The organism is Algibacter mikhailovii (genome assembly GCF_014651495.1).
In the GTDB taxonomy this organism is placed as follows: domain Bacteria; phylum Bacteroidota; class Bacteroidia; order Flavobacteriales; family Flavobacteriaceae; genus Algibacter_E; species Algibacter_E mikhailovii.
On the sequence record NZ_BMWZ01000007.1, the window covers coordinates 270,440 to 288,197 of the forward strand.

Below are 17,758 nucleotides of genomic sequence, written 5' to 3' on the forward strand. Positions count from 1 at the left end.
ATATCATGTTATATACAGTAGATTATTTAGTTTTCAAATCCGTTTACTGCAAATAAACTTCTAATGGAATTCCATTAGGGTCACGAAAGTAAAATGCGTAATAAGATGCGGTATAATCAGGGTATTTTCTTGGTGCACAAGTGATTTTTACATTCAGTTTTTTAATCAATTCATAGATTTTATCAACCTCGTTTTCGTTATTCAATTCAAATGCCAAATGGTCTAATCCAACATTACGGACAAATTTTCCGCTTTTTTTATTTTGATCAAATCGTATATAAAGATTATGTTCGCCTTGCTTATAAGATTTCATTTTTCCAAAATCACCTTCACTAACATAGTCAATTTCAAATCCCATTGCAATCAGTAATTTATCATAAAATAGTTCGGATTCATTGAAATCTTTTACGTTAAAAATAATATGCCCGATTATTGCTTTCATAGAAGTGCATTTTGTTTATTGTATTGGGTTTCGGCTATGGCTAGTTGCTAGTTACTTAATGTACTAAAGTTAGTAAAAAAGAGACAGCGAGAGGAGTATTCAAAAAATATTCCGATTGGCACTTAACAACATCAAGCAATCGCTTGAAGCCATTGTTAGCATTAGTGCTTTTTCACTCTAATCATAATCGTTTTCATAGATTTCTGACTACAGTCTTTTTTGCCTTCACCATTGTCACTAGTCACGAAAATTGATTCATTATCTGAATAAATTCCTTCTATATTCGTAGCAAAGGAATTTCTCATAAAATAGACTTCTTTGGTAAGTGATAATAGCATATTTGATTTTGAATTTTTATTAGAAAGTGAATCAATTGATATGTGGTCAATTTCTGTTTTATCCAAATGAGGTTGGCCCTTCACGTAGTATGATTTTAAACACAATAGCGTATTGTTTTCATAATCGATTGATAATCCTGTATATCGCCATTTTTCATCTTTGTGCTGAACTAAAGTTTGATTTCTATAATTCAAATTCAAGGAACCATCTTTTTCAGACATTGAGAAAGCATGTATTTCACTTTGGAGTTTTTCATTTTTCTCTCTTAATAAATACAATACTTTCGATTCCTCATCAACTGCAATTCCTTCAATACCATATCTGCCTTTAAATAAACTTAAATCTATTCCATTCGGTTTTAAAGTGATTAGTTTTTCAGTTTTAAGATTGAATGAAAATATTTTACCATTCTTTTCATCTATTAGTAGCAAAAAGTCTTTGAATAAACTTAACCCTTCTATTTCAACGCCATTAGGCATATCATCTATGTTTAAGCGAATTGTTTCAATATGAGTCAGGTCTTCTTTTTTGATGACAAATATTTTAGCGCACCGCTCTGCTGCTAAAAACAAATTTTTTTCATTCCCAGTTAAACCAGAAATTTCAAATTCTCTATCAAAAAATGAAGGAAGGTCTAAAAATTGTATTTGTTGCGCATTAAGTCCCAATGAAATTATTCCTATAACTAGTATGATTAAATTTTTCATTTAGCACTTTAGTATTAATGATAACTAGTAATAAACGGTCTATGGCCTTAGATGTCCCATTAAGCCTTATAATCCCTTTATTTACTAAAAACTAAAATATGGGCTTTAAAACAGGTGATATCTCTCAAATATAAAGATTTGCATTGTGTTGTTTAGAATAATTCCTATGTTTTTTCATCGCTTTTTCATCCGCCTTATGATCAAGGTTTTGAAGAAGTAGGACGCAAATATGAGTTTCTTTTTTGAATAAACCAGCTGCGCTCCTTAAAAAAAACACCTTCGTAACTACTTCTTTATAAGTTAGTTGTGTTTTATTTGTGCTATTTTAAATAAATCTATTAGGGTTTAACATCAAACTTCGCACTGTTGTAAGTGTAGAGATTATAATAACCATAAAATAGAGTATTATGAAAAATTTAAAAAACAACTTAGTAATTGCCCTTATAGTATTGGGGATGAGCATAACAACCTTTGCTCAAAAAAAACAGATTAATGACATCGAAATACCAAAGGTAGAGACCAGAGGAGGGGTTTATTATTTAGAACTTGATGGAGAGACACCATACATTAGAGGCTATCAACATGGCGCAGCTATGAAATATGTAATAAAAAGAACCATTGCCCAGTTTGAGCAATGGCTCACAGAAAATGCAAATGAAGACAACCCAGAACAGTTAATTAAAGATTTTGCCAAAAATACAGGGCATATAAAATCGGTAAAGAAACGACTGCCTAAACTGTATGAGGAAATGCAAGGTATTGCAGATGGTGCGCAGGTAGATTTTAATAAACTATTTGTTTACCAGAGTTTTGATGAGGTATTCCTATATTTAATGAGTTCTGGTAGAATCTCGCTTGGAGATGGGCATTGCACCACTACAGGAGTTTATGGCCGAAACGATTTACCTAATTACGTTACTCATAATAATGATATACCTACCTATCATGAAGGGGCTGTTACAGTTCTAAAAATTAAATATCCTAACTCTGATTTAGAAATATTGCAGCAAACATTTGCAGGTCAAATTGGACAAAACGGTGTTAACAATAGAGGCGTAAGTGTTGGGGTAAACACAATTGCTGATTTACCAACAACAGACTATGGGATTCCAGTATCCTTCAATGTTAGAAAAATTTTAGAAAGTGAAACAGCATTAAAAGCTTATGATTATCTTTCAACTATGACAGCTGGTACAGCTATGAATTATATGATAGGCGACCGCGATCAAGTAATATCTGTTGAAGCTTGGGAAGATGAGGTTGCTATGGTAACCGGTTTCGGTGATAACTATGCCGTTCACACCAATCATACACTTATAAAAGATGCTCCTATTACATTCAAAATGGATGCAGAGACAGGAGGAGGAAGTTACGGCTATACACATCAACGATTACATACAGCCACAGAAATTCTTGATAAAAGTGCGTCATCAATTGACTATAATGGTGTGCGTGATTTAAAAATGGTAAAGCCTATATTAGTTAACCCCGGAAGCCCTACAGGACGAACCATCATGTGTATGATAGTAGAGATACCTAAAGCAGGAAGTCCGATACTATACACCACTCCTGATTCACCAAATTGGTATGACCATGTTAGTTTTCAATTCTAAATAAAATAAATACCTTTCGTCTTAAAATCATCTGTGGTTACGCCATGGATGATTTTTTTGGTTAAAAGGTTAATTACTTGGCTGCAGATTGAAAGGCTGTTAGTTAACAAAGTATTTTAATAAAAACAATTTGTGTATTTTTAGACATAGTTTAGAGTTTAACTCTTATTAAACACCCTTAAGCCATGTCGCAGAGATTCGTCATCTCATTGTTTATAGTATGCTTTTGGTTCGGTCAGACCACTACCTTAGAAGCACAGGAAAATCAGGAGTCAGATTCTATATCAAAACCCAACGATTGGAATTTCCGTATTAGTCCTTACTTCTGGTTTGTAGGTTTAAAAGGAACCATATATAGACCACCCCAACCGGAATTAATGCCAGAGCCTCCGCCACCTAAATATGACATTGATGTGGGATTTAAAGACATTAAAAACTCCATTAAGTTTGCATTAATGCTTGCTGGCCAGTATAAGACAGAGCATATTATTACGCAGTTCAATTTTTCATCCTTGATCTTGGAAAGTGAAGCCATTACGCCTTATGAATTGGTTTTGCAGGACAATATTATTAAGCTGACCTATATGGCTGGGGATATTGGTGTTGGATACAGAGTTGTAAAAAATCCGAAATTTGAATTTGATGCCTTATTGGGAGCTAAATTTATTTTTTTTAAAATAGGCTTGAAAACAAATGCCATTGGTATTGGTCAAATTGAAGGAGAGCGAAGTCAATATTGGATTGATCCTGTGATTGGAACAAATTTAAGGTATAGGCCACATCCAAAAATAGAGTTGATAGGCTACGGGGATATAGGACCAACAGTATTTAATACCTATAATACCTCTCAATTTATGCTTGGTGCAAACTACATGTTTACTAAAACCTTTATGGTTAGTTTCGGCTATAGATCTTACCATCTAGATTTTCCTAGAAAAGAGGCTATTTTCAATGGAAACGTTAAAGGTTGGATTATGAAAGTTGGATTTCAGTTTTAAATGTCCTAATTACTTATTCATAACTACCGCTAATTATTCAAATACTTTAGACATCCACTAGTTTAAAGATGTTCAGCTTTTTAGTATTTGAGCCGTACGCCGGAGGGTGTGACTAGTCTATGTTGTTATAGTTTTTCAACATCGCCAAGCATCCACGTCTTATAGAAATCTTTTGTTTTTGGTCCATATAGACGGAACAATAGAAAAAAGTCTTCACCTGTAGGTATGCAATTTGCCTCCTTACCTTTTGGAGGATTTGGTCCAAAATAAATATCATAAGAGCCATCGTCATTAGCAACCATTGTATCTGTATTTCTTGAAGAGAGACCCAATCTAGGAGCATTTTTAATGAAGCCTTTAGTTTTGTTACTGTATACTATAACAGACCAGAAATCATTTGCAGGTGTATCTTTAGGTACATTTAATTTATAGGTGTCTTTGGCATTAAAAAGGTTTCCTTCACTATCTTTCAATCCATTTAGATAGAATGTGCCACCTCCTAAATATTTCGGTAAATAGGTAATAAAGAAAAATAAATTGGCCCGATCATCTATGAATATTTTCTCCTTGTTTTCGAAGGGAAAGCCTAGCTGTGGTTGTCCTTCTCTAAATTTCCATACTTGCCATTGCGTTTTTCCTTGCCACAAGGGTACCATGGTTTTGCCTGGCGTAAAAAAATTAGTTTGCAAAGTTTCCCAAGCTAATTCGGTACCTTCTTTAATAGCCTTTTTTTGAATTTCAGAAGGGTTAAACGTTTTCCCTTTTACAATACCTAAATCTTCTAAAAGGGTGACCATGACTTTATCTTGTTTGCGAACTGGGTTGTTTTGAATTAAATGATCGATATCTTCAAAAAAGGTGTGATCATAGGTCGGTAAACTATTAAATGCTATGGGGTTAACATGGATGTATTTTGTGGGTGGAGGATTACTTGCCTCAGCCAAACTGTATATTTTTATGGTTTGAGCATATTCGGCGGCATCAACATCTGTTGCACCATTGTATAAACGCGGTCTAAATGCAAATCCGATATCATAGGTGTCGAATTTTAATACGATATACCCATCAGGAATTGCACCATCATAAGTGTCGGCCACTAATACATACTTTGCACCTTTTCCCTTATCCGCACCCGCTGGTCCTACATCTTCTATAGGTTGAAACCAAGCATTTACAAAGGAGCCAAAATAGCTCACTTTATCTGAGGCAGCTGGGACATCAACAATCATAGGGCCATTGGCAATACTAATATTACTCCAAGCATAGGCCGTAACATCATTGGCAGTTAAAAAGCCATGTTTTGAATCGAAAGGTTTTGTTAGGTATAAAACGTCTCCGTAGTCTCCTCCCAAATCTCTTCGCGTGGCCTTTATGAAGTCTACCAAGGCAACTCCTGGCATTGCCCAAATAGCAGCCTGTGTAGCACGTTGCACCATGATTTGATATCCAATACTTTTTTCAATGGTGTCCTGTTCCACTGAAGCTTTATCCTTTTTTTCTGCGGAGCAAGAACATAGAGAGAAAATCAATGAAATGATCAAGCATCCTAAAATATTTTTATTCATGTTGGTGTTTTTAATATTTGTTAGCGCATTTGTTTATTGTAATTGGCCTTGTTTGTAAACTAGGATTTTCCGCAGAAAATCACAAGCCAGAATACAAAAAACTCCCATGTTAGTACAAAATAGTCATTATTTTAAACCTTGCTGTATGCTCAAATAAAAATCAATTTCCAGATTGGATAATTTTTATGCTGTCAAAATAATTTCCTGCCTGTACACCAATGGTAAGGGTTCTCGCTGAGCTGGTTTGGTTTTCAGTCATGGCAATGTGAATTTCATTGGTGTTTCTTCTTTCAATGGTAAATGCTGTGTCTTCAATTAAAAATTTATCTTGGGTTGTATCAATTTCGCTTATATCGTAACTCCAGTCATCATTTAGAGCTATTCCGTTTATCCACCACCAGTTTCCTTCCGTAGTTATAAGCACAGTATTAGATTCTGCAGTAAAATTTATCTCCTTATGGGATAGTTTTATATTATCCTCCCATGCCCCTTCATTAGTGTTTTTATCACAAGATAAAAGTCCTAGAAATAGGATTGAAATTACACCATACATTAATTTTTTGGGCATTGCACTGGTCTTGAATTTTTTATTTAGTTGTGCTGTCTCCCTTTAGAACAGGACTAAATCATTAAAGCTATGTGCCAAGATAAGCATTTCTGTTTAGGAAATACCGCGGTATAGAAGAATAGCGCTTGGATGAAATAACATGGATTTTAAAATGCTCATATGGCTAAATAAAAAAGGTTAGTTTAGCTTATTAATGGTTTTTAATATGTTAAGTCAAACCAAAGTAAACACAAATTATGGCAATGGTATCAAAAAAACCATGAACAGCGATAACAAACCACAAATCGTATTTACGTAAGTAGAAAATTAGGGCTAGGATGGCGCCAACAACCCCTGTAACAAGTTGCCCGGTGATGCCTTGATAACTGTGCATAAAGCCAAAAAAACAAGCAAGGACGATAATATTAAGTACAATACTAACTTTACTTTCTCCAAAGAATTTTACAAATTGTCGCATAAAATAACCGCGAAAGATAATTTCTTCTCCAAATCCTGCTGAAGCCCAAACCACCACTAAAGCTGTTAAACAGGCCGAAAGATTGCCTTTCAATGGATCAAAACTTGAATAATCTATTGGCGCTCCGGTGAGTGTTGTAATTCCCGGAACCAATATGAATACATAAAAAATAAAGAGGCCCATGGCCACTAAAGGTGCAAGGACCAAGATGTTTTTTAATGTGAATTTTTCGCGTTGAAATCCAAGTGCCGAAAATGGTTTTCCATTGTATTCTATATAATTCGCAAGAATAATTAATATGGAAATAATAATATTTACCACATAATTAATCTGGATAGGCCCAAACCATAAAAAGCAGATGATAGCTAGGGTAAGTAATGGCAGTACTATTTGTTTTAAACTTAGGTTTTTCATTGTGTTTTTTGATTTTTGTTTTAAGCGAAATAATGAACAAAATCTCTGAAAACCCCTTTAAATAAGTGTGTTTTTACTGAGTGGTCGTAAAATTATAACTGAATGGTAGGTCGTTTTTGGTATTTTTTATTGAAACCAATTCATAAAAGCTTTTCGTTTGTAACGACTGATAGTGATTTCAGGAATGGCATGGTTTTCAACAGTCGTTTTTAAACGAATGCGCAACTTGCCGTTTTCAATCTTTTCAATCTGGTCTACAGCATCTTTGTGAATGATCATTTTCCGATTGACTCTAAAAAACAATTGATCATTTATTTTTTCTTCGAGCTCATTCAATGTGAAATCTGTATTAATGGTTGTGCCATTATTCTGAACCGTATACACAATTTTGTTTTCAATGTAAAAGCAGGCAATATTTTCATAAGTGAGCTTCGTTGTTTTTGCGCCGCTTTCAATCGTTATTTCAGCATCTTTTATGGATAACTTATACAAATAGTATACGTCTTGAGCATAGGCTAAACCAATGAGAATAAAACTTAATAATAGGGTAATTAGCAATCCAATTAATAAATAATAGAATTCTGTATTTCCCCCAGCAAGTATATTTATTATAATATTAATAGGAATATATAGTATGGTAATATAAGCGAGGGTAGAAGCCATATACCTGGAGATGGAAACAATTTCTACCTTTTTTGAGAAGTATGTTTTCTTATAATGCTTAAAATTCAACTCCGCAATGATGCCAATAAGAATACATAGGACAATAGTAAAAAGAAAACCTTCTAAGGGGAATCTGTAGGACCCACCATCTGGAAAACTTTCTGGCGAGGCTAAATGATTAACTATTAATGAGAAAATGGTAAATAGTAGGCCTTTCTTTAACAAGCGCCAGGTTGGACTTTCAATAAAAGAATGCCTAAGTTTTTTTACTACATGCTTATTGCCCAGTTTGCTACTCATGAATTGAAAGCGCTTTGTCTTTAGATTCAAAAATAGAAAATAATTTCTCTATAACATTTTTGTCAAGGGTAATGTACGGTACTCTTGTATTAAGTTAGCGAATAAACAGTATCCCATTATCTAGAAGCCATAAGAAATGTAGCTATGAATTTTCAAGTAATGAACTATGGGCGCTGTTAGTAGCAGTAATTATTTTATTAAGTTTTCAATAAGTGCATGTACCGTAGGAATGTCGTTGATTTCATCCACGCTTTCTCCTGCATAATGCGTCATTGCCTCGATTTCTCCAGTAACTCCTATTGTTGGCGCACTAAAACTATACCGTTCAATATTCCGATTATGAGCATTTTTTCCAATAATATCATTTTCTCCTGGACGATTTCCAATTTTCGGACAACCTTCTGACTCCCAATTTTCGAAAGTTGAATTTCTTAATATTCTATGAATAGAACTTTCCCATCCTTTATTCATACAAACAGTTTGTACAGTGTCCATTTTTTTTGCTGCAACAATGGCATGTTTATAATCTTCATGAGCGCCACTTTCTTTTGTGGCAACAAAACGCGTTCCCATGACCACTCCAGCCGCACCTTGATTTAAATACTTAATTATGTCATTTTTAGTCGATATACCCCCTGAAGCCAATATTGGTATGTCTTCAGAAACCGATAAAACCTCTTTAAGTGCTATTTCTAAAGGTTTAGAAGCATGGACATGTCCGCCTGCTTCGGTCCCTTGACATACTAAATAATTAGCGCCCAACGCAATGGCTTGTAATGCACTTTCTTTGCTGGTGACTTGCACACCCAAAACAACGGACTTGTTTTTTAAGTATGCTATAATTTCTTGAGTTGGCATGCCCCAAGAAAATTGAATAATATTAACGCCTAATTCTACCGCAGTCCGTAAAGATTTTGGCTCAAAATTTAAAACATAGTTTGCATAAAAAGGCCTTTTTGTTTTTGACTGAATAGATTTAATTGTTTGAGTTGCTCCCGCGGGATCTGACCAACTTAAAGCTGTTCCGCCTAAACAACCAGCATTGGATACAGCTGCTGTTAAATTAGGAATGGCTACACCTCCAACTGGTGCTTGCACTATGGGGAGTTGTATTCCTAACAATTTAATTAATTTTTGAGAATGCTTATTTAAAGGTAAGTTACTCATTATTCAGTATTGTTAATTCGAAATAATTCCATGTAATAATTTGTAAAATAATTATTTCCACTCATTTTCACTTCACTTTTCCATTTAAAAGCGTTTTCTGAAATATCAAAAAAGCACTATTTCATGTTTAACAATGTTTTCATAAGCTTGTGATTTTAACTGAATGCATTGGTGACAATTTTAAGTCCGTAGATTAATTCTCGGGATTATACGGATCTTTTTGGCCCGTTATAATGGCTGGATACTTTTTTAAAGAAATCATATGTTCGGTTAGCTGAACAAGTGCAGCTTTAGGAACCCAGGTGTGCGGAAAGAGCACATTGTTTTTCTCTTGCGGATCAGTATAAAGATTATATACCCTTGGCATGGTGTAGGTATCTAATTTTCCATTCCATGCAGTTTGCTCCTTAAAATGAAGTTTCCAATTTTTCCACTTTACTGCAAAAATGTCTTTACCCATATAAACTACAAATCCATCTCTACCTGATTTTTCCTGCTTTCCTAAAAAGAAATCAGACATTTCAATGCCATCAATTGCGCGGTCTTTAGGAATGCTACCTCCTGTAATTTTTGCTATTGTTGGAAATAAATCCATAGCATGTACTATTTCATCACTTACGGTGTTTGCCTGAACTTTATTAGGCCAACGAATAACAAAGGGAACGCGTAAAGCCCCTTCAAAACTTGAAAACAAAGTGCTTCTCCAAGGGCCGGCCGAACCATTAATTGCTGTCTCAACGGTTAAATTTGTGTTTTGAAAATCTAAAGCTTCTGGTCCGTTATCTGCTGTGAAAATAAATATGGTGTTTTCTGCTATTCCCAAGTCATCCACTTTTGCAAGAAGTTCACCGGTATAATCATCAATTTGAGTCAGTAAATCTGCCCATGGGCCATTTCCGGTTTTACCCTTATAATCGGGATGTGGCATGGTAGGAAAGTGCGTGGCAGTATACGGCAGATATACAAAGAATGGTTTTTTAGCTTTAGCTTGTCGTTCCATAAAATCCATGGCCTTATCTGTTAGGTCTCTATCAATTAATGGTCTATAATCTAAACGATAGGGTCTTACTTTTTTAGGCGTTTCACCTTTTTTAGCTTCCATAACGTAAGCTTCGGAAACTCCACTTTCAGCAAAACCATCCACAGAAGAATACACCGATTCATCAGTCGAATTGGGAATGCCATACCATTCATCAAATCCTTGATCAGTAGGGAAACGCCCTTCGGTTCTTCCCAAGTGCCACTTGCCATACATTCCTGTAGCATAACCGGCATCAGAGAGCATCTCTGCCATGGTTACTTCCCATTGTACTAAACCATAAACGCCTTCGCCCAATGGAACCGTTGCGTTACCGCTTCTAATGGCATAACGTCCAGTCATAATTGCCGATCGGGAAGGTGTGCATTGAACTTCCACATTAAAATTAGTTAAACGAAAACCTTCGGAGGCTAGTTTATCAAGTTTTGGCGTTGGTGCGCCACGTGTAATGCCGCCACCGTTAAATCCAGGTTCACCATAGCCAAAGTTATCAAGGAATACTAATACAACGTTAGGTTGTTCTTGAGCCATACTGCTGGTAACTAAAAAAAATGAAAAAATAAGCGTTGGTAAAACTTTCATGATATGTGGTGTTTATTGGATAATAGCTGTAGTAAAGTTAAAACATTATATTTTTGGTATTCAGAAAAGGACTATTTAAAAAACGAAAAAGTACATCAGAAAAACGAAAATATGGCATTTTAGTGTATTGTGATACCTTCCTATTACAAACGTGTTGTATTTTGTAGTGTTTCAGAAGGAAATTCGCCAAATAATTCTGAGTGGTTGTTCTACCTAAATAAAAGCCATTGGAGAATATCCCTTCTCCAAAAGAATAAAACCTATCCTAATTCTCCTTTGACCTTACTGTCGCCTTAGGCAATATACTTTCTAAGGACTTTGCATAGTCTTCTGTTGAAGTAGATTGTACGCATAAAATATTGTTTTTCATTTAAAAAATTCAAGTCCAGTTGGTTGTAATGACAACAAGTTAATGAAAATGTTTAAAAAGTAATTATAATTATATTAGATAATAACCATTTAATGAATTCATTGTTGAAATGAATGCTATTTTTTAGAACAATCACTCTGAAAAACGAATGCATTCGAGGTTAGGTAAAAAACGCTTTTAAATACGTGGTTACCAGGGACTGTTTTTTCTTGTAGTTTGCTTCTCTTAGCTTTTTACTGTGTGCCCGTTTTATTTTTCATTTTTATAGACAACGCCATCTTTCATGACAAACTTTACGCTTTCCAATGTTTTAATATCCTTAATGGGGTTAGAATCAACAGCAATAATATCGGCAAGTAACCCTACTTTTAATTCGCCTCTGTCAGAAAGTCCTAGCATATTTGCAGCATTTATCGTTGCTGTTTTTATGGCTTCTATTGGACTCATGCCACAAGCTATTAGTGCTGAAAATTCAATAGCATTTTGACCATGTGGAATAACAGGTGTATCTGTGCCAAATGCTATTTTTACGTCCGATTTTATGGCTTTTCTTAGGTTTTCTTTGGCGAGTGGTAAAACGTATTTTGCTTTGCCAGCCATTACAGGATGCATTTTATCAACCATGTCATTGACCACATTTGAAAGTCCAGTTGTAGGAACTAAATACACGCCTTTTTCTTTCATTAAGCGAATGCCTTCATCATCTAATAAGGAACCATGCTCAATGGAATAAACACCAGCGTTAATTGCTGCGATAATACCTTCGGTGCCATGGGCGTGTGCAGCAACTTTAATATGATGTCTTGAGGCCTCTTCGACAATAGTTCTCATTTCCTCGTTACTTAATTGTTGGGCTCCTACGGCTTCTTCCATAGAAAGCACACCTGCCGTAGCATGTATTTTTATGAATTTTGCACCATGCTTAATCTGATAGCGTACTGCTTCAATAGCATCAAGTTCTCCATTAACAATGCCATCTCTGGGACCTAGCTCAATTAATCCTTCGGATAGGCCAAGAGAAAGATCTCCATGTCCACCACTTATTGTGATCATATGCCCTGAAGGGATTACTCTTGGAGCAATGATTAAGCCTTTATTGGATGCTTCGGCAATTGCCACGTCAATAAGTTCTGGGGTAAGGTGCAGCTGTCCAATATTTCTAACCGTTGTAAACCCTGCCAATAGTGTTTTTTCCGCATTAACAATGGCCCTAATCGTACCTTGGCTTGAACTTTCCTTATAGATGTAATCCCAATTTCCTTCAAAGTCACTATCCAAATGAACATGCATATCCATTAGCCCGGGTAAAAGTACTTTTCCATTCAGGTCTATTATTTCTGTGTTTTCTGGCAGTGCTTTTGGGTCGATATCCTTTATCATGCCATCTTCAATAAGCAGATTTGCAGGGGTAACCAGTTTTCCTGTATTAACATTCAAGTATGCATCTGCTTTTAGTAATTTGGGTTGTGCCTGAGAAGAAAAAGTAGTTATTAAAAGCAGTATTAGAGATAATAAATGTTTCATATAAAATAGTTTTAAATTATGTAGTCTTTATTCGGGATAAGCGTGGAATAGTAATTGTTTACAGCTATTGTTGTGCGTTCTTACTACTATTCAGATTTATGTACTTCAAGTTCGATTTCAATCATAAATTCAGGTAAAGCTAAACCCTTTACTTCAAGCCAAGTTCCAGTTGGGAATCTGTTTTTATAAATTTCAGCTCTATATGCTGATTTTTCTAGCATTTGTGCCATGTCAGTAGTGAAAACGTCTTCTTTTACTACATCGTCAAATGTGCAACCATAATGTTTTAATATTTTTTCCAAATCAGCATAACAGTTTTTCATCTGTTGTTCTATATCACCAACGGCGGTTGGATTTCCTTCATCGTCCATGCTTACTGCTCCAGAAATTTTAATGCTATTTCCAATTTTCACGGCGTGGGAATATCCATAAGCTTTTTCCACTTCTGGTCTCAAGAGAAAATATTCAGGTTTCTCTGATTCAACTATTACCTCTTTTTCAACTTCTAGCGTTTTTTCCTTTTGCTTTTGTTCACAGTTTTGTAGTCCAAAAGTCAATAGGCAGAGTGTTGTGAGTAAACTCAATCGGTTGGTTGTTTTTCTCATAATTCTGACTGTTTAATGCCTACTTTGGTCGCTTGTCGGCTTTTCCGTTTTATTTTTAAATCAGTTTTTCTCGTATGACGCACAACTCGTTATGCACTCATAGAGTCTATTGTTTTAGGGGTTGTTTTTCCCGATAAACCTAACAATCATTTTGCTTATCTGAAATAGAAATATAGATATTAAAATAGGTGCTATCTCTCTCAAATATAGTGATTTGGTTGTTTTGTTTAGAACTATGACGATATTATTTTTGGGTCTATATGCGATTGCCTATTGGTAGAAGATTCTTCTCACGCTTGTGCTCGTTTGTATCGAGTGCCGTATTTAAGTACGTAAAACAACAAGCTAAGCTTTAAACTAAAGCTTTTGTAATTTAGTAGTATGAGTAAGAAATACAAGTTTCACAATAAACAAGGTTTATATTTGTAAGTTTTGCCATAGTAAATAGGAAAGATGTTTTTACCAGACAAATTTATTTTAATGTATTAGTGTTTATGTTTTAGATGATGCGTTTTAAGAATATCTTCTCCAAAATCATTAATCTTTTCTCTCCAAATAGCATGAATGTGGTCGCCATTATTTCTAAAACCTACATTGTCATATTCAATTATAAAATCAGGTCCATTAATGATATAATAGTGAGGAGCTTTACTTTGATAACTACCAATCCAAGCAAAATAGATGTTTTCAACACCAGAAGTCTTAATCTTGTCAAGATTTTCCTGTGCTTTATCGTTCTCAAGATTGTTAACATACTCTTTTATTAGCAGCATCAAAAGTTGTTTTTGTTCATTTGTCAAATGTTCGGCTTTAATACCATTGTAATCCGTTATTCTTTTATCACTATCTGGATTGGTTATTATATCTTTTGGGACTTCTTCATTTAAGGTAGCCTGTTTTTTTTGCTCTTCATTAAATGAGTTAATAAGCTTTATGCCATAATCTTCTTCTTTACTTAAATATCTTAACCCTATGTGTTTGGTAAATGGCAAAACTTCTGAACCAGCTCCAATAAACATTGGTGTGAAAGAAACATGCTCTCCAAAAACTGTTATATTTATTGATAGATGATGTCCTTCAAATTTTATTCCCCAAGGTTTGGTAAGACTTGGTTGGTTCCAAATGGAAATAAAGAAATTATTATAATTCCAACCCAATTTTTTTGTTTGTAAGAACAATTTCTCTTTAATAAACTCTTCTTCAAAGGCTGCTTTTGCTCCATTATTTAGAATATCATCTAATTGCATAATACTTGTTACTTTTAAATATCCTTGGGAACTAAATATAGTTATGAGTAATTCGTGAAGTGTGGTTTTAGAAGCATTTGATAAATCACCGAGTTTTTTCCCTGGTCTTTTTACCATTCCGCTAGGTAGATTAGTCCATTCTGTTCTCAATGAATCGCTAAATTTTTGTAATATTTCTTTGTTTTCTTGTTCATTCAATGTTTCAAGAAATAGGTTGCTAGCAGTAACCAATTCTTCGGTTGTTTGAGAAAAACTACAAATAAACTGAAGCGCTAAAATTATCGTGAATAGTTTTCTCATTATAAGTTGGTTTTAATTGTTTGCAGCTACTTATGTAATATCCGTTTTTGAGGTTTTATTTCCGGATAAACCGAGTAATCATTTTGCTTATCTGAAATAGAGATATAGATTTTAAAATAGGTGCTATCTCTCTCAAATATAATGATTTGGTTGTTTTAATTAGAATTATGCCTTCGTTATTTTGGGTCTTTATGCGATTGCCTATTGGTAGGATATCCTTCTTTTGATATAAGGGTAGGTTTAAGAAGATGTTGATTAAATGTGAAAGTTAGGAAGGTTTTATTTGAAAATTATCAGATGAAGCTTTGAAAGAAATTGCTGGTCTTTATGAAAAGGATTAGTGATATTTATCATAATTTTCTCATGGTGTATCTAGTATTTTTGCAAAAAAAATTTAATTATATGAGGTTACATAAAAGAAGGTTTTTTAAGGTTTTAGTTCTGATGCTTTTTATTTTACCATTTGGGGTTCTAGGTCAAAGTGAAGACAATGTTTCTGAAATTAATAAGCAGGTATTTGATGAAGATCAAGAAGTTAATTTATTTGATAGCATGATTACAGAATATACTAAAGCTATAGAGCTTAGTCCTGACGATCCTTCACCTTATTTTGATAGGGCATTTGTAAAAAGGAGGAAAGAAGACTACTATGGAGCTATAGCTGATATGACTGCAGTTATAAACCTTAATCCAGTTGATTCTATTGCTGCTCTTGCTTATCATTCAAGAGGGCTTTTTAAGGTTAAATTAAAAGACTATAGTGGAGCAATAGAGGATGCAACTAAAGCTATCAACCTCAAGCCTAATGATGCTAGTTATTATTCTGTTAGGGCTATTTCTAAACAAGAGTTAAAAGATTTTTATGGAGCTATAGCTGATATGACTAAGGTAATTGAACTTAACCCTAACGATGCCTCTAACTATGTTGTGAGAGGCAATATTAAAAATGATTTAGGAGACACTTCTGGGAATATAAGTGATATTACTAAAGCAATTGGGCTTGATCCTAATAATCCTTATTATTATTATATTAGAGGAGTTTCAAAAGGTCAAATAAAAGACTATTATGGAGGGATAGCTGACTTAACTAAGACTATAGACATTTCTCCTAATTATGATGGTGCTTATTATGTCCGAGGGTTGATGAAATTGTCACATGGAAATTCAACTGAGGCTTGTATTGATTTTAAAAAAGGAGTTGAGTTAGGAGATGAAAAAGCAAGGGAGTTGTTTGAAAGTGAATGTAACTAGAGTATATGAAGATGATAAATGATGTGTATCATATTTTTCACCTGCAAATATTAGTGTTTTTGCAAAAACAAATTTGAGTTATGGGAATTTTTGGAAGTAAGAATAGTGAGTTAACTAAAGAGCAATGTGATAAGCTAAATGGTTTATTGCCTAGTAGTCTTAGAAAAGGTACATGGAAGACTAATGATTTTAAAAATCAGAATATGGAAGAGGTTCATATTCACAATCGAATGAAAAATTATATAAAATCAAAGATTGATTTATATAAAAAGGCTGAGGACTCTATTGTTAAATTACAAGTTGAAATTGATTTAAAAGCCAGTTCTAAAATTAAATTATTCAATACAGAAATATATGAAGCTAAGCCAATTGGATTAGTTGATGTTGGAATTGTTAAGAAGTTTGGCACTGCTTCTACAGGTAATCGATTTGAAAATGGTTTGTTAGGTTATGCTTTAGAGCAATCTTTGGATGATGCATGGGCTAAGGGTAATTCTCAAGAAGTATCGGTTAATGAAGTTAAAGAGTTGCTGAAACTGAGAGCTTTTAAGCTTTTTCCAAATTGTAATCTAATTTATAAGTATGATGTTGATTTTAGAGAAATTGGCTCGTCGGGTAATGTGTTTGTTTATTTAAGAGGTACAGCATGTGCTGGGAGAAATGATGAAGTAGCTCTTGAAATTGAAAAAGGTAGGCAAGAGTTTGAAAGAAGAAATAAGGAAATTGAAAAAATGAAAGAAGATGTAGAATTGATGAAAATTCAATTAGATAAAATCCCAAAAACTCCTGAAGAAATTGAGAATAAATTAGCTTAATCACTTATTCAGTCCTAGAATGAAAAGATTAATATATCTGAAAAATTTAATTTGAAACTAAAGGGAAATATGATAAAACAAGTAGCGTGTCGCTACTATAGCGCTACTATTAAAAATAAAAAATCCTGTTAATCAAAAAAATTAACAGGGTTTTTCAGTACACAACATTGACTTATTCTCGAACCAAACGATTAAATTGTTTGAAGATTTGTGGTTAAATGGAAACGATTGATTATGATTGGTATTCAAAACTGTAGCTCCCAAATAATAGGTTCAGCTTATCCTGATTTGACCTCTCTTTTTCTCGTCTGGCGATGTTATTATGAAATCATTAGATTATTTTATTCTGGGCTATGTTGAATCATCTTAATATTTAAAATCTAATTGGTCTCCATTCTAATGCTTTTTCTCGGGATAAAAAAAATAAGACAACCTATGACTTATCGGTCTTTTAATTAAACGCAACTAGTAATTCGCTTAATTACAATATATTATGCAGCTTGCTTAAGCATCCACTAATTTGAGTGGTGACCTAATTTAAAGTGTCGGATTCAAAATAGGAAAAGTCACCTATTTTTTATCATGCCTTTTTGATCCAATGTGAAAAATCGGAGATTTTTCCGGTGCTGACAGAAAGCAGAAAAGGCAATTTTACCTCCAAACCGCCATTGGATTATAGACCAGGTCGTAGGTTTTTTTCTGTTTTTAAGTTAATCCAATCTTCAATACTTTTTGTTAAGTCACTTATTGGTATAGCTCCATTTTCTAAGATTTTTTCGTGAAACTCTTTGA

At 34.0% G+C, this 17,758-nt stretch carries 15 protein-coding genes; 4 read left to right on the top strand and 11 right to left on the bottom strand.

All coding sequences use genetic code 11. From position 1 onward, the window contains the following. Window positions 1-43: 43 nt before the first annotated feature. Together IE051_RS15325 and IE051_RS15330 are read right to left on the bottom strand one after the other, a co-directional pair. Complete coding sequence (locus tag IE051_RS15325; RefSeq protein WP_189362237.1) at window positions 44-442, bottom strand: VOC family protein; 399 nt, start codon at window positions 440-442, stop codon at window positions 44-46. 161 nt (window positions 443-603) lie between these two features. Next, window positions 604-1,488: an SdiA-regulated domain-containing protein gene (locus tag IE051_RS15330; RefSeq protein WP_189362239.1), complete on the bottom strand. Its 885-nt coding sequence runs from the start codon at window positions 1,486-1,488 to the stop codon at window positions 604-606. A gap of 407 nt (window positions 1,489-1,895) precedes the next feature. Here IE051_RS15330 and IE051_RS15335 point away from each other — a divergent pair, with 407 nt between their 5' ends. Then, entirely contained in the window at window positions 1,896-3,101 is a 1,206-nt protein-coding gene (locus tag IE051_RS15335) for a C45 family autoproteolytic acyltransferase/hydrolase (RefSeq protein ID WP_189362241.1), read from the top strand. A gap of 185 nt (window positions 3,102-3,286) precedes the next feature. Continuing rightward, window positions 3,287-4,099, top strand: a complete 813-nt coding sequence (locus IE051_RS15340) for a hypothetical protein (protein WP_189362243.1) — start codon at window positions 3,287-3,289, stop codon at window positions 4,097-4,099. Between the two features lie 125 nt (window positions 4,100-4,224). Here the strand turns inward: IE051_RS15340 and IE051_RS15345 are convergent, their stop codons facing one another. The 9 genes from IE051_RS15345 to IE051_RS15385 form a co-directional block, all read right to left on the bottom strand. Beyond that, window positions 4,225-5,664, bottom strand: a complete 1,440-nt coding sequence (locus tag IE051_RS15345; protein WP_189362245.1) for a DUF1214 domain-containing protein — start codon at window positions 5,662-5,664, stop codon at window positions 4,225-4,227. Window positions 5,665-5,824: 160 nt separating this feature from the next. Then, window positions 5,825-6,232, bottom strand: a complete 408-nt coding sequence (locus tag IE051_RS15350) for a hypothetical protein (RefSeq protein WP_189362247.1) — start codon at window positions 6,230-6,232, stop codon at window positions 5,825-5,827. A gap of 208 nt (window positions 6,233-6,440) precedes the next feature. After that, entirely contained in the window at window positions 6,441-7,103 is a 663-nt protein-coding gene (locus IE051_RS15355) for a CPBP family intramembrane glutamic endopeptidase (RefSeq protein WP_189362249.1), read from the bottom strand. A 126-nt stretch (window positions 7,104-7,229) separates the two neighbouring features. Beyond that, window positions 7,230-8,066 carry a LytR/AlgR family response regulator transcription factor gene (locus IE051_RS15360; protein WP_189362251.1) on the bottom strand — a complete coding sequence of 279 codons (837 nt, stop codon included), beginning with the start codon at window positions 8,064-8,066 and terminating at the stop codon, window positions 7,230-7,232. A 189-nt stretch (window positions 8,067-8,255) separates the two neighbouring features. Next, complete coding sequence (locus IE051_RS15365; protein WP_189362253.1) at window positions 8,256-9,233, bottom strand: NAD(P)H-dependent flavin oxidoreductase; 978 nt, start codon at window positions 9,231-9,233, stop codon at window positions 8,256-8,258. Between the two features lie 193 nt (window positions 9,234-9,426). Continuing rightward, on the bottom strand, window positions 9,427-10,854 hold the full coding sequence (locus tag IE051_RS15370; protein WP_189362255.1) for an arylsulfatase: 1,428 nt from the start codon (window positions 10,852-10,854) through the stop codon (window positions 9,427-9,429). Between the two features lie 619 nt (window positions 10,855-11,473). Continuing rightward, complete coding sequence (locus tag IE051_RS15375) at window positions 11,474-12,748, bottom strand: metal-dependent hydrolase family protein (RefSeq protein WP_189362257.1); 1,275 nt, start codon at window positions 12,746-12,748, stop codon at window positions 11,474-11,476. 86 nt (window positions 12,749-12,834) lie between these two features. Continuing rightward, on the bottom strand, window positions 12,835-13,353 hold the full coding sequence (locus IE051_RS15380; RefSeq protein WP_189362259.1) for a RidA family protein: 519 nt from the start codon (window positions 13,351-13,353) through the stop codon (window positions 12,835-12,837). 485 nt (window positions 13,354-13,838) lie between these two features. Then, on the bottom strand, window positions 13,839-14,900 hold the full coding sequence (locus IE051_RS15385; protein ID WP_189362261.1) for a DUF3500 domain-containing protein: 1,062 nt from the start codon (window positions 14,898-14,900) through the stop codon (window positions 13,839-13,841). Window positions 14,901-15,302: 402 nt separating this feature from the next. Between IE051_RS15385 and IE051_RS15390 the strand changes: the two genes are divergently transcribed. Further along, a complete protein-coding gene (locus IE051_RS15390; protein ID WP_189362263.1) occupies window positions 15,303-16,151 on the top strand; it encodes a tetratricopeptide repeat protein in 849 nt (282 codons plus the stop codon). A gap of 80 nt (window positions 16,152-16,231) precedes the next feature. Then, window positions 16,232-16,966: a hypothetical protein gene (locus IE051_RS15395; RefSeq protein ID WP_189362265.1), complete on the top strand. Its 735-nt coding sequence runs from the start codon at window positions 16,232-16,234 to the stop codon at window positions 16,964-16,966. Window positions 16,967-17,758 lie beyond the last annotated feature (792 nt).